General features: G+C 63.9%; 14 protein-coding genes and 1 riboswitch. Of the genes, 5 read left to right on the forward strand and 9 right to left on the reverse strand.

What is annotated here, in order from left to right:
* Positions 1-83 precede the first annotated feature (83 nt).
* On the reverse strand, positions 84-734 hold the full coding sequence (ribB, locus tag ACO6VM_RS23540; RefSeq protein ID WP_125462444.1) for a 3,4-dihydroxy-2-butanone-4-phosphate synthase: 651 nt from the start codon (positions 732-734) through the stop codon (positions 84-86).
* 80 nt (positions 735-814) lie between these two features.
* A riboswitch (FMN riboswitch) is annotated at positions 815-956 on the reverse strand.
* A gap of 93 nt (positions 957-1,049) precedes the next feature.
* Here ribB and ACO6VM_RS23545 point away from each other — a divergent pair.
* The 4 genes from ACO6VM_RS23545 (at position 1,050) to ACO6VM_RS23560 (ending at position 4,060) form a co-directional block, all read left to right on the forward strand.
* Positions 1,050-2,255, forward strand: coding sequence for an RtcB family protein (locus tag ACO6VM_RS23545; protein WP_422403875.1), 1,206 nt, complete (start codon positions 1,050-1,052; stop codon positions 2,253-2,255).
* A 100-nt stretch (positions 2,256-2,355) separates the two neighbouring features.
* Positions 2,356-3,339 (forward strand): zeta toxin family protein, encoded by a 984-nt coding sequence (locus ACO6VM_RS23550; RefSeq protein ID WP_422403876.1) that lies wholly within the window; start codon positions 2,356-2,358, stop codon positions 3,337-3,339.
* A 158-nt stretch (positions 3,340-3,497) separates the two neighbouring features.
* Positions 3,498-3,728 (forward strand): type II toxin-antitoxin system ParD family antitoxin, encoded by a 231-nt coding sequence (locus tag ACO6VM_RS23555; RefSeq protein WP_125857287.1) that lies wholly within the window; start codon positions 3,498-3,500, stop codon positions 3,726-3,728.
* Positions 3,725-4,060 carry a type II toxin-antitoxin system RelE/ParE family toxin gene (locus ACO6VM_RS23560; protein WP_401058017.1) on the forward strand — a complete coding sequence of 112 codons (336 nt, stop codon included), beginning with the start codon at positions 3,725-3,727 and terminating at the stop codon, positions 4,058-4,060. The genes ACO6VM_RS23555 and ACO6VM_RS23560 overlap by 4 nt, the downstream gene beginning before the upstream one ends.
* A 309-nt stretch (positions 4,061-4,369) precedes the next feature.
* On the opposite strand, the gene ACO6VM_RS23565 is transcribed toward ACO6VM_RS23560, so the two are convergent.
* From ACO6VM_RS23565 to eat, 8 genes are all read right to left on the reverse strand, one after another.
* Positions 4,370-5,068: a LexA family transcriptional regulator gene (locus tag ACO6VM_RS23565; RefSeq protein WP_422403877.1), complete on the reverse strand. Its 699-nt coding sequence runs from the start codon at positions 5,066-5,068 to the stop codon at positions 4,370-4,372.
* 163 nt (positions 5,069-5,231) lie between these two features.
* Positions 5,232-5,759, reverse strand: a complete 528-nt coding sequence (ppa, locus tag ACO6VM_RS23570) for an inorganic diphosphatase (protein WP_016484715.1) — start codon at positions 5,757-5,759, stop codon at positions 5,232-5,234.
* Positions 5,760-5,853: 94 nt separating this feature from the next.
* Complete coding sequence (locus ACO6VM_RS23575; protein WP_125857290.1) at positions 5,854-6,669, reverse strand: zinc-dependent peptidase; 816 nt, start codon at positions 6,667-6,669, stop codon at positions 5,854-5,856.
* 5 nt (positions 6,670-6,674) lie between these two features.
* Positions 6,675-7,322 (reverse strand): DedA family protein, encoded by a 648-nt coding sequence (locus tag ACO6VM_RS23580; RefSeq protein WP_125857291.1) that lies wholly within the window; start codon positions 7,320-7,322, stop codon positions 6,675-6,677.
* 334 nt (positions 7,323-7,656) lie between these two features.
* Complete coding sequence (locus ACO6VM_RS23585) at positions 7,657-8,115, reverse strand: GNAT family N-acetyltransferase (RefSeq protein ID WP_153787707.1); 459 nt, start codon at positions 8,113-8,115, stop codon at positions 7,657-7,659.
* Between the two features lie 106 nt (positions 8,116-8,221).
* Complete coding sequence (eutC, locus tag ACO6VM_RS23590; protein ID WP_401058023.1) at positions 8,222-9,040, reverse strand: ethanolamine ammonia-lyase subunit EutC; 819 nt, start codon at positions 9,038-9,040, stop codon at positions 8,222-8,224.
* Between the two features lie 8 nt (positions 9,041-9,048).
* Positions 9,049-10,443: an ethanolamine ammonia-lyase subunit EutB gene (locus ACO6VM_RS23595; RefSeq protein WP_401058025.1), complete on the reverse strand. Its 1,395-nt coding sequence runs from the start codon at positions 10,441-10,443 to the stop codon at positions 9,049-9,051.
* 49 nt (positions 10,444-10,492) lie between these two features.
* On the reverse strand, positions 10,493-11,941 hold the full coding sequence (eat, locus tag ACO6VM_RS23600) for an ethanolamine permease (RefSeq protein WP_401058026.1): 1,449 nt from the start codon (positions 11,939-11,941) through the stop codon (positions 10,493-10,495).
* Between eat and ACO6VM_RS23605 the strand changes: the two genes are divergently transcribed.
* On the forward strand, positions 11,940-12,138 hold a 199-nt coding region (locus ACO6VM_RS23605), incomplete at its 3' end, for a hypothetical protein (protein ID WP_422403878.1). The genes eat and ACO6VM_RS23605 overlap by 2 nt on opposite strands.

Below are 12,138 nucleotides of genomic sequence, written 5' to 3' on the forward strand. Positions count from 1 at the left end.
CCGCTGCCCGCTCCCCCCCCCCCCCCCTCTCCCCTCCCCCCCCCCCCCCCCCCCCCCCCCCCCCCCCCCCCCCGATGCTGCTGTCAGGCCGGCTCGGCCTCAAGCTCCAGCATGGCTTCGCGATAGCGCGCCAGTTCCTCGATGGTCAGCACCGGCAGGTTGTACTGCCGGGCATACACCGCCACCTGCTCACCCCGGGCCATGCTGCCATCGGGGTTCATCAGCTCGCACAGCACCGCCGCCGGGCGCAGGCCGGCCAGGCGCGCCAGGTCCACCGAGCCTTCGGTGTGGCCGCGGCGGGTCAGCACGCCGCCGTCGCGGGCGCGCAGCGGGAACACGTGGCCGGGGCTGACGATATGCCGCTGCTGCGCGGTGGAGCGCAGCGCCGCTTCGATGGTGGTGATGCGGTCCTGTGCCGAGACGCCGGTGCTCACGCCTTCGGCCGCCTCGATGGTGACGGTGAAACCGGTACCGTGGCGGGCCTGGTTGTTCGGCACCATCGGCGCCAGCTGCAGGGCGTCGACGGTGGCTTCGTCCAGGCACAGGCAGACGATGCCGCTGCAGTCGCGGATCATCATGGCCATGGTCTGTAGCGAAAGGTTCTCGGCGGCGGCGACGATATCGGCTTCGTCCTCGCGGTCGTCGTCGTCGAGCAGCAGCACCGGGCGCCCGGCCTGGAAGGCGGCGATGGCGGCAGTGACATTGGGGAATTGCTTGTTGAGCAAGGTGGACATGAAACGCTCCTCGTGAATGATCGATGAACGTCTCGGGGCGAACAAAATGCGCGCGCAGGGGCGCCCGGATGGCCCCTGCCTGACGCCTTCTTTCATCCGGACTATGACCGTCGGCTCTGGAGTCGCACCAGATCTGCTGACCCCCGGCATGGCCGGGGCGCTCGCGGGCTCATCTTTCGATTTACCGCCGGTGGGGACTTTCACCCCGCCCTGAAGACCGGGCAAGCATACAGCACTGTGCCACCTTGCTGGCAAGCGGCCGGTCTACGACCTTCGGCGGTATCATGGCGGCAACAGCTCTGCGGAAGCGATGACATGGACACCTTGCAAGGCGCCGGCGGCAAGCCGATCAAACTGTGGACCGACGGCGTGCCGGTCGAAGACGAGGCCCGCAAACAGTTGCTCAACACGGCGCAGATGCCGTTCATCTTCAAGCACCTGGCGGTGATGCCGGACGTGCACCTGGGCAAGGGCTCGACCATCGGCAGCGTGATCCCCACGCTAGGTGCGATCATCCCGGCGGCGGTGGGGGTGGATATCGGCTGCGGCATGATCGCCGCACGGACCTCGCTGCATGCCCGTGACCTGCCGGACAACCTGCATGGCCTGCGTACGGCCATCGAGCAGGCCGTGCCCCACGGCAAGACCTTCGGTCGCCGCGACCAGGGCGCCTGGGACAACGTGCCCAGGCAAGCCGACCAGCAGTGGCAAGGCCTGGCCGGGCGCTTCAAGGCCATCACCGACAAGTACCCACGGCTGGAAAAGACCAATAACCGCCAGCACCTGGGCACCCTGGGCGGTGGCAACCACTTCATCGAAGTCTGCCTGGATGAAGCCGACCGGGTCTGGTTCATGTTGCACAGTGGTTCGCGCGGCGTCGGCAATGCCATCGGCAACCTGTTCATCGAGCTGGCCCAGGCCGACATGCGCCAGCACCTGGCCAATCTGCCGGACAAGGACCTGGCCTATTTCAAAGAGGGCAGCCGGCATTTCGCCGACTACGTGGAGGCGGTGGAGTGGGCCCAGGATTTCGCCCGGCACAACCGCGAGTTGATGATGCAGGCGGTGGTGGCAGCCACTCGCAAGGTGCTGGGCAAACCGTTCGAGGCCAGCCTCGAGGCGGTCAACTGCCACCACAACTATGTGCAGAAGGAACAGCACTTCGGTCGTGAAGTGCTGGTGACGCGCAAAGGGGCGGTGTCGGCGCAGAAGGGGCAGTTAGGCATCATCCCGGGCTCCATGGGCGCCAAGAGTTTCATCGTGCGCGGCCTGGGCAACGAGGAGTCGTTCTGCTCGTGCAGCCATGGTGCAGGCCGGGTGATGAGCCGCACCAAGGCCAAGAGCCGCTTCAGCGTCGATGACCAGCGGCGCGCCACGGCCCATGTCGAGTGCCGCAAGGACAAGGACGTGATCGACGAGATCCCGATGGCCTACAAGGATATCGACGCGGTGATGCTGGCCCAGCGCGAGCTGGTCGAGGTGGTGCATACCCTGCGCCAGGTGGTGTGTGTGAAAGGCTGAAGTTGCGACCATAGGCTGCGTTATCTACCGCAGGCATCGTCTGAACGGGTTTTACCTTTTTGGCTCGCCCACTGCCGGGCAGCCAACAGGAATGACCAGCATGTCCCAGCTCCATACCTTCACTGCCGCAGACGTTGCATCTGCTTTCGAAACCCTCGACCCCCTTCTGTTCAGCCGCAAACGACGGACCGACGCCCAGGGCAACCCAGCGCCGAGAATGCTGGTCGTGGCCGGCGCCGAGGGCTCGGGCAAGACCTATCTGCTCAACAACTCGCTACTGGCGAGCAAACGCTATGACGACTACGTCAGTCTCTACGACCCGGCTTATCGCAAGCTGCATCCACAGTACGAGCAGATGAAGGCCGGCGGTGGCCGGTATGTCTACGCCCATACCGAGCAGTTCATCTGGCAGCTGGGCGGCAAGCTCTTCGAGCATGCGCTGGCCAACCACTACGACATCATCATGGAGACCGCGCTGGACGATGCTGCCTTCGCCGGTGTACCGGCCCTGGCGCAGCAGGCGGGTTACCAGCTGGAGCTGCACCTGATCGCCTGCCAGAAGGAATTCGGCCACTGGAACACCCTGGAGCGCGGGGTGAAGAGCGTGGCCCAGGACCAGATCGAACGCTTCGTTTCCCTCAGCAAGATCGAGGCGTCGCAAGCCAATGCCGCAAGGATCATCGATGCCTTCGAGGCCGCCTGCCTGGTGAGCCCCGGCTCGCAGATCAGCCTGTATCAACGCGGCATGGAGACCGACCGGGAGAGCAGGTTGCTGTGCCGCAGTGTCTGCTCCCCAGCGTTGCAGCTGGTGCCGCAGGCGGCAGAGGCCGATGAAGCGTACTTCCAGCCGCCCCATATAGAGGGGCTGTTCGAGATTCGCCGTGCGTCCCTGGACCAGGTGCCCAGTACCTATCCGAAGTACTTCCAGCTGGTGCATACCGGCATGGTCGATGATCAGGTGCGCGGCAACATGCTCAAGGCCTGCTGCGCAACGCTGGGCAAGGCCCAGGCGTTGAGTGAGCGGATCCCGGCCGAGGTGTTCCGCGAACTGTCCCTGTATGTGCTCAAGTATTTGCATCCCTGAGCATCTAGGACGTCACCCGGCTGGGCTGTTGCATGCCTGGCTTGGTGCTGGCGTTTCGTCGCCGGGGTAATGCTCGGCCCTCCTTCTGTCACGTAGGGCTTTAACAGTGTTTCCTGGGGTGTATGCTTTGGCAAATTTTGGCAAATGCGGACGCAGCCATGAGCACCATGAACATTTCCCTGCCGGACTCATTGAAGTCGTTCGTTGACGATCAGGTCAGCCAGCGCGGCTACAGCACCAGTAGCGAGTACGTGCGCGAACTGATCCGCAAGGATCAGGATCGGCAACATCTACGGGGCCTGCTTTTGGCCGGGGCAGGCTCGGCGCCCACCACCTCGGTGGATGATGACTACTTCGAATCACTGCGGGCAAAGGTACGCAGGGGGTGAAGGCAACGGCCAAGCCAGTGATTCCCCGAGTCCTCGCGCGCGAAGATGTCGAGAATGCTGTCAGTTACTACCTTGCTGAGGCTACAGAGCAAGTAGCAGTCGGATTCATCGATGCGCTTCAACAAGGCTACGGGCATATCAGTCGCCATCCGACATCGGGTATCAGCCGCTATGGCCACGATCTGGATCTGCCTGGGTTGTTCTGCTGGCCGTTGAAGCGTTACCCCTACCTGGTGTTCTACGTCGAGCGCGATGACCACATCGATGTCTGGCGTGTTTTGCATGCCAAGCGCGACATTGCTCAATGGTTGGCCGACGACCTCATCCATTAGTTCGATGGGCGCGGGTAAGACGCGCATGACTGCCTCAGGCTATGCCCGGTGGCAGAAAAATGCGGGGGTAGAGTGCAGGCATTAAAAAGCCGGCTTGTGGCCGGCTTCTCGGGGACGATCTTGGCTCATTTTTGATAAGCCGCAATCGCCTTAAACGGTTGGCAACATGGCCTGAAAAAGATGGCGGACGGCTGTGTGAGGCGTCGCCAGGCCCTCTGCAATGCGGCTTGCACCATCAGGGGGCGTGATGTGGCGCGTAGCATACTAGGGCTCACCGGGGATGCCCAGCAAAAAGTGGTGCGAAGTGTTTCAGCATGGCCGCGCCGGGCGCAGGCAGGACCACCAGAACACCCAGCCGAGAATCAGCAGCTTCTGGGTTCTGCGCTGCTGGGCGGTGAAGCGCTCGACCGGGTAGTTGAGGCGGTCGTGGCTGTGCAGGCACAAGGTGCCGTTGTTGCCTTGGGTGAGTCGGTGCACGCGCAACTGGCCGTTGTGCAGCAGTGCGTAGTATTCGCCTTCGATCACCCGGGTGAGGCTGGAGTCGATGGCCAGGAGCGTGCCCTGGGGCAATAGCGGCGCCATGTTGCTGGCCGGCATGCCGATACAGAAGGCGTTGTGCGCGGCAACGCCGACGCTGTCGAGGGCTTGGCGGGGGATTGGCTGGAACAGTTCGGGTGTGGCACTCAGGCTACCCTGCTGCAACTGATGCAAGGGCAGTTGCACGCTTTGCGTGCCCAGCGCCAGCAGCGGCGCAGGGGCTTGCGTGGGGGCAAGGGCAGGGCGGGCAGGCGTGAGAGGGTCGGGATGTTTAGGGCCTTCGCCGCTACGTAGCCAGCGCGGGTACACACAGAACAGGTCGGCGATTTCGTCGAGCCGAGCTTGCGGCACGCCACGCTTGAACCAGTTGTTGATGTGTTGGGGCGTGACGTTGCGCTGGGCAGCAAAGTCGGAAGGGGTCAGGTTGCACTCCTGCAGGAGGGCTTTGAGGCGATCACCGGATGAGTTCATGGTGGCGAGTCTATCGCCCTGAATACTGTGTGGAAATGAACTCGATGTGGAGGCGATCTGTGGGAAACATTTCGGCTCGCAGGCATTTGCCTAGGAGCGAGTAGGAATTTTCCATCGCCCACAAAAAAGCCCTGCCGAGGCAGGGCTTTTTCACACGTCAGCTTCAGCCTTTATAGGCAGCAACCGACTTGGTGATCGCGGCGCGGGCGGCGTCGGCGCCATCCCAGCCTTCGATCTTGACCCACTTGCCCTTCTCCAGATCCTTGTAGTTGGCGAAGAAGTGCTCGATCTGCTGGATCAGCAGGGCTGGCAGGTCGGTGTATTCCTTCACGTCAACGTACAGCTGGGACAGCTTGTCGTGCGGGACGGCGATGACCTTGGCGTCGCCGCCGCCGTCGTCGGTCATGTTCAGCACGCCGACCGGGCGGGCGCGGATGACCGAGCCTGGGGCAACCGGGTAAGGGGTGACGACCAGCACGTCCAGCGGATCACCGTCGTCAGCCAGGGTGTTGGGGATGAAACCGTAGTTGGCCGGGTAGAACATCGGGGTGGCCATGAAGCGGTCGACGAACAGGGTGTCGCTGTCCTTGTCGATTTCGTACTTGATCGGCGCGTGGTTGGCCGGGATCTCGATAGCGACGTAGATGTCGTTCGGCAGGTCTTTGCCAGCCGGGATCTTGCTGTAGCTCATTGGGCTATGCCCCCGTGTTTGATCAAAAAAAAGTGGCGCGATTATAGGCACATTCCGACAGGGCATGCCACGCCCGGCCTGATGTGCGGGGCTGTCAGGCGTGGTTTTCGCGGTAGTCCGGATGCTCGGCCTGCAGGCGTGCCAGACGGGCCAGCGGATCCTGGCGGTAGAACAGCGACAACTGAAGGTAGACCTTCGGATAAGCGGCGTGCAGCAGGTCGGGGGCGCTGAAGAAGTACTCGCTGCTGACGGCAAAGAACTCCGCCGGATTCTCCGCCGCGTAGGGGTCGATGGCGGTCTCGGCGTCGGGGTTGGCGTCGAGCTGACGGTTCAGGTCGTCGTAGGCGTGCTGCATGGCGTTGGCCCAGTCTTCGACCTGCATGCCGCTGTGCAGCGGCGGCAGGCCGTTGGCGTCGCCATTGAGCATGTCGAGCTTGTGCGCCAGCTCGTGGATTACCAGGTTGTAGGCCTCCCAGCCGCCGCTGGTCAGCACCCCCGGCCAGGCCAGGATCACCGGGCCCTGTTGCCAGGCTTCGCCACTGTGCTCGGCGTCCCACACGTGTTCCACGCCGCTGCTGTCGCGGTGGCGCTGGGGGCTGACGAAGTCGTCGGGGTAGAGGATGAGCTCATGGAAGCCCTGGTACCAGTTCAGCTCACCCAGGTGCAGCAGTGGCAGCTGGGCCTGGGCGGCGAGGAACAGACGCTGCTGGTCATCCAGTTCGACCCCGGGCAGGGCGGTCAGGTGCTTGTCGTGCAGGAACAGCACGCATGCCTCGCGCAGCCAGCGGTCTTCGTCGTCGCTGATGCCGTCGAGCATTGGCAGGCGCTGGCGGATGGCCTGCCACAGTTGATCATCGACCGGGTAGCGGGCCAGGGTGCGCCGGCGCCGCCAGGCGCTGAACGACCACATTTGCGTCAGTGGGCCTTGGCGGTGCGGCCCAGGCGGCCGCGCAGCAGGCCGAGGAGCATCGGCACCAGCGACAGGATGATGATGGCCACCACCATCAGCGACAGGTGTTGCTTGATGAACGGCACATTGCCGAAGAAGTAGCCCAGGGTGACCAGGCCGCCCACCCACAGCAGCGAGCCGGTGATGCTGAAGGCCAGGAAGCGCGGGTAATGCATGTGGGCAATGCCGGCGACGAACGGCGCGAAGGTACGCAGGATAGGCAGGAAGCGGGCGAGGGTGACGGTCTTGCCGCCATGGCGAGCGTAGAAGTCGTGGGTCCGCTGCAGGTAGTCCTGGCGGAAGATCTTCGACCTGGGGTTGCTGAACAGCCGTTCGCCTGCCGTGCGCCCGATCACATAGTTGGTGCTGTCGCCGAGGATCGCTGCCGCCATCAGCAGGCCGGCCAGCAGCACCGGGTCCATGCCGCCGCCTGCGGCCACGGCACCGGCGATGAACAGCAGCGAGTCACCCGGCAGGAAAGGCATCACCACCAGGCCGGTTTCGCAGAAGATCACGGCAAACAGGATGGCGTAGATCCAGGGGCCGTAGTTGGTGACCAGCAGATCAAGGTAGGCATCGAGATGCAGGATGAGGTCCAGCGGGTTGAAATCCATGTACAGCACCTGAGTTCATGACCCGCTTCCACGGGCGCGCGATGACGGACAGCGTCTTGGGCGTGGGTAGATTCACCTGGGGAAAGGTAACTTTTCACACATGACTGGATGGGGATTATACGGCGAAGTCGCAATCATGCCCGGAGAGTTTGTAGCGGGGGGTTACGATGGATTCACGCATAACCTGTGGGATCGGCTTTAGCCGCGAAGCAAGCGACGCCATGCAGGGCACCGGCTGCGCCGGTGTTCGCGGCTGAAGCCGCTCCCACAGGACCCTGCCACACCCATTACTTCTGTGCAGATCTGTGAGAACAGCCTCGCGCAGTGCTTATGATCAATCCTGGGTGATCGGCAGGATGTAGTTCTCGAACTCGGTGTCCTTGCGAAAACCCATGGACTCGTAGGTCTTGCGCGCCACCTCGTTGTCGCTGCTGGTGGACACGCGCATGCGCACGGCGTTCGATTCCTTGGCCATCTTCTTGGCTTCGCGCATCAGGTGGTCGGCCACCAGCATGCGCCGCGAGTCTTCGGCGACGTAGATGTCGTTGAGGATCCACACACGTTTGAGCGACAGCGACGAAAAGCTCGGGTAGAGCTGGCAGAAACCCAGCAACTTGCTGTCGTCGTCGACGGGCAGGGCGAGGTAGATGATCGATTCGCCGCGCTTGAGGCGCTTTTCCAGGAAGCTGCGGGAGCTGTCCGGGTAAGGCAGCTGGCCATAGAACTCACGGTACTTCACAAACAACGGCGTGAGCAGGTCGAGGTGCTCCAGGGTAGCCTTGATGATTCGCATGTGCGGGCCTCAGTGTCCATTTAGGGGATACGGCGGATTGCCAGCAGTCAACTGCATGCTGCCTAAAGCAGCCTACAAGTGCAATCCGCCTTCCGTGACATGTTTTTTACCCTTCTCCTAGCAGGAAGTTTCCATTTTTTTTGCCCGAATTGTCACCTTCAATGCTGTGGACCTCGGCTTCATCCTTCAGATTCACCCCCGACTGCTGCCTTTTGCAGGCTTCGCGCATCAGGTACAGCAGGCGATGGGCGGCCATGCCATAGCTCAGGCCTTCCAGGCGCACGTTGGAAATGCAGTTGCGATAGGCGTCGGTCAGGCCGACCTTGGGCGCATAGGTGAAGTACAGCCCGAGGCTGTCGGGCGAGCTCAGCCCCGGGCGCTCGCCGATCAGCATCACGGTCATGCGTGCCTTGAGCAGTTCGCCCACTTCATCGGCCACCGCCACCCGGCCCTGTTCCACCAGCACCACCGGGGCGCTGGTCCAGCCGTCGGCGGCGGCCTGCTCCTCGAAGCGGCTGAGGAAGGGCAGGGTGTGGCGGTGCACGGCCAGGGCCGACAGGCCGTCGGCGACGACGATGGCCAGGTCGACGCCGGCCGGGTTGGCCTGGGCGTGCTCACGCAGTTGCTGGGCAGAGTCCGCGTGCAGGCGCCGGCCAAGGTCGGGGCGCTGCAGGTACTGGTTGCGGTCGCTGGCGGCGCTGTGCAGCAGCAGGCTGGCGCGGCCACGATCACTGAGCTGCTGGCGCAGGCCGGCATGGTCGAAGGGCAGGTGCACGGCATCGCGGGCCTGGGCGTGGGCGTACTGGAAGTCCAGTTGGGCGCTGGTCGGCAGGCTGATGCCGGTGCGGCCCAGGGCGATGCGCGCCGGGGTGAGGTTACGCAGGGCCAGCCAGGGGTTTTGTTCGGTAGGGGTATGTCGGTCCATGGGCGCTCCTAGGCCAGCTGCGCGAGCGCGTGGCGGAAGGCCGGCGGCAGGTTGTCGCCGAAGCGGACACGGCCATCGGCCTGGGTGAAGATGCCGGTGCGTTCGAGCCACGCTTCGAATTCCGGCCCGGGTTTGAGGCCGAGGGTTTGCCGTGCATACAGCGCATCGTGGAACGAGGTGGTCTGGTAGTTGAGCATGATGTCGTCGGAGCCGGGGATGCCCATGATGAAGTTGATCCCGGCCACGCCCAGCAGGGTGAGCAGGGTGTCCATGTCGTCCTGGTCGGCTTCGGCATGGTTGGTGTAGCAGATGTCGCAGCCCATCGGCACGCCCAGCAGCTTGCCGCAGAAGTGATCCTCGAGGCCGGCGCGGATGATCTGCTTGCCGTTGTAGAGGTACTCCGGGCCGATGAAGCCGACCACGGTGTTGACCAGGAACGGTTTGAAGTGCCGGGCCACGGCATAGGCGCGGGTTTCGCAGGTTTGCTGGTCGACGCCGTGGTGGGCGTTGGCCGACAGGGCGCTGCCCTGGCCGGTTTCGAAGTACATCAGGTTTTGCCCGAGGGTGCCGCGCTTGAGCGACAACCCGGCCTCGTAGCCTTCCTGCAGCACGTTGAGGTTGATGCCGAAGCCGGCATTCGCCGCTTCCGTGCCGGCGATCGACTGGAACACCAGGTCCAGTGGCACGCCACGGTTGATCGCCTCGATGCTGGTGGTGACGTGGGTCAGCACGCAGGACTGGGTGGGGATCTGGTAGCGCTGGATGATGTTGTCGAGCATCACCAGCAGGTCGCAGATCGAGGCGATGCTGTCGGTGGCCGGGTTGATGCCGATCATGGCATCGCCGTTGCCGTACAGCAGGCCGTCGAGGATGCTGGCGGCGATCCCGGCGGGCTCGTCGGTGGGGTGGTTGGGTTGCAGCCGCGTCGACAGCCGCCCGCGCAGGCCCATGGTGCCGCGGAAGGCGGTGACCACGCGGATCTTCTGCGCCACCAGCACCAGGTCCTGCACACGCATGATCTTCGACACGGCCGCGGCCATTTCTGGCGTCAGGCCGGGGGCCAGGGCGCGCAGGCTGTGTTCGTCGGCCTGCTCGCCGAGCAGCCAGTCGCGCAGGCCGCCGACGGTCAGGTGGCTGACCGGGGCGAAGGCCTGCGGGTCATGGCTGTCGATGATCAGCCGGGTGACTTCATCGTCTTCGTAGGGGATCAACGCTTCGTTGAGGAAGTGCTTGAGCGGGATATTGGCCAGGGCCATCTGCGCGGCGACCCGTTCGCCATCGTTGCTGGCAGCCACCCCGGCCAGGTAGTCGCCCGAGCGTGCCGGGCTGGCCTTGGCCATGACCTCTTTGAGGCTGTCGAAACGGTAGAGCTGGTTGCCCACCGTGTGTACGAAACTTGCCATACAGAATCTCCAGAGCGCCGCAGGGCTGGCCTGCGGCGCGGGTCGACGATCAGTGCAGGGCCTCTTCGGCCTTCTGGATCGCGGCGAATTCCTCTTCCGGCGTGCCGGCCACCAGGTGGTGGCGGCTGTAGAACGCAAAGTAGGCGATCAACACCGCGTAGATCACCGCAGCGCCAATCACCACCCGCGGGTCGACCAGGAAACCGGCGACCACGGCGATGCAGGCCAGCACCAGGGCCACGCCCGAGGTGAAGATGCCACCGGGGGTGCGATACGGGCGCTCCATTTTCGGGCGACGGATACGCAGGGTGATGTGCGCGGCCATCATCAGCACATAGGACAGCGTAGCGCCGAATACCGCCACCAGGATCAGCAGGTCGCCCTGGCCGGTCAGCGACAGGGCGAAGCCGATGATCCCGGGGATCACCAGGGCCAGTACCGGGGCTTTGCTCTTGTTGGTCTGCGACAGTTTGCGCGGCAGGTAGCCGGCGCGGGACAGAGCGAAGATCTGCCGCGAATAGGCGTAGATGATCGAGAAGAAGCTGGCAATCAGGCCGGCCAGGCCGACCAGGTTGACGAAGCCGCCCATCCAGGTGGAGCCGCCGTAGGCTTTGGCCAGCGCCTCGACCAGCGGGTTGCCCGAGGCCTTGAGGGCGTCGGCCCCTGCGCCGCCGGGGCCGACCACCAGGATCAGCAGGGCGAAGGCCAGCAGCACCAGCATGGCGCCGATCAGGCCGCGCGGCAGGTCGCGTTTCGGGTTCTTGGTTTCTTCGGCGGCCAAGGGCACGCCTTCGACGGCGAGGAAGAACCAGATCGCATAGGGGATCGCGGCCCACACGCCGACATAACCGAACGGCAGGAAGCTGCTTGCACCGACAGCGTCGGTCTTGGCGATGTCGAACAGGTTGGCTGCATCGAAATGGGGCACCATGCCGATCAGGAACACCGCCAGGGCGATGGCGGCGACGGCGGTGATGATGAACATCAGTTTCAGTGCCTCACCCACGCCGAAGATGTGGATGCCGATGAAGATGATGTAGAACGCCAGGTAGATCATCCAGCCGCCGATGCCGAACAGCGACTGGCAGTAGGCACCGATGAACACGGCGATTGCTGCGGGGGCGATGGCGTATTCGATGAGGATCGCCGTGCCGGTAAGGAAGCCGCCCCAGGGCCCGAAAGCGCTGCGGGCAAAGCCGTAGCCGCCACCGGCGGTGGGGATCATCGAGGACAGCTCGGCCAGCGAGAAGCACATGCACAGGTACATGGTGGCCATCAGCAAGGTGGCGAGGAACATGCCGCCCCAGCCGCCCTGGGCCAGGCCGAAGTTCCAGCCGGCGTAGTCGCCGGAAATCACGTAGGCCACGCCCAGGCCTACCAGCAGGACCCAGCCGGCGGCACCTTTTTTCAGTTCACGTTGCTGGAAATAATCGGAATTGACCTTTTCAAAGTCGACGGAGGAGCTTGCCGGCGCGCCGGCGGATTGATCGCTTGGCATGGATTCACCTGTTTTTCTTCTTGGTGGCCGGAAGGGTTCCGGGCCGATGGTGATGGGTACTGCAGGAAGCGAGCCAGAGCGGTTGCTGCACGGCAACCGCAAATGGCGTGATAACGATGGTGGCCTCATCGCGGGGGGGGGGAGGAGAGAAAGGGAGAGCGGAGGGGAAGTGGGCAGGAAGGGCGAACGAGAAAAAA

Source organism: Pseudomonas sp. GZD-209 (assembly GCF_049310485.1).
In the GTDB taxonomy this organism is placed as follows: Bacteria; Pseudomonadota; Gammaproteobacteria; order Pseudomonadales; family Pseudomonadaceae; genus Aquipseudomonas; species Aquipseudomonas sichuanensis.

Excerpts from the sequence above, each read along its gene's own strand:
- ACO6VM_RS23565 (WP_422403877.1), bottom strand. The coding sequence starts at position 5,068 with ATGAACTCATCCGGTGATCGCCTCAAAGCCCTCCTGCAGGAGTGCAAC.
- ribB (WP_125462444.1), bottom strand. The coding sequence starts at position 734 with ATGTCCACCTTGCTCAACAAGCAATTCCCCAATGTCACTGCCGCCATC.
- ACO6VM_RS23580 (WP_125857291.1), bottom strand. The coding sequence starts at position 7,322 with ATGGATTTCAACCCGCTGGACCTCATCCTGCATCTCGATGCCTACCTT.
- eutC (WP_401058023.1), bottom strand. The coding sequence starts at position 9,040 with ATGGACCGACATACCCCTACCGAACAAAACCCCTGGCTGGCCCTGCGT.
- ACO6VM_RS23595 (WP_401058025.1), bottom strand. The coding sequence starts at position 10,443 with ATGGCAAGTTTCGTACACACGGTGGGCAACCAGCTCTACCGTTTCGAC.
- ppa (WP_016484715.1), bottom strand. The coding sequence starts at position 5,759 with ATGAGCTACAGCAAGATCCCGGCTGGCAAAGACCTGCCGAACGACATC.
- ACO6VM_RS23545 (WP_422403875.1), top strand. The coding sequence starts at position 1,050 with ATGGACACCTTGCAAGGCGCCGGCGGCAAGCCGATCAAACTGTGGACC.
- ACO6VM_RS23550 (WP_422403876.1), top strand. The coding sequence starts at position 2,356 with ATGTCCCAGCTCCATACCTTCACTGCCGCAGACGTTGCATCTGCTTTC.
- ACO6VM_RS23585 (WP_153787707.1), bottom strand. The coding sequence starts at position 8,115 with ATGCGAATCATCAAGGCTACCCTGGAGCACCTCGACCTGCTCACGCCG.
- eat (WP_401058026.1), bottom strand. The coding sequence starts at position 11,941 with ATGCCAAGCGATCAATCCGCCGGCGCGCCGGCAAGCTCCTCCGTCGAC.
- ACO6VM_RS23555 (WP_125857287.1), top strand. The coding sequence starts at position 3,498 with ATGAGCACCATGAACATTTCCCTGCCGGACTCATTGAAGTCGTTCGTT.
- ACO6VM_RS23575 (WP_125857290.1), bottom strand. The coding sequence starts at position 6,669 with ATGTGGTCGTTCAGCGCCTGGCGGCGCCGGCGCACCCTGGCCCGCTAC.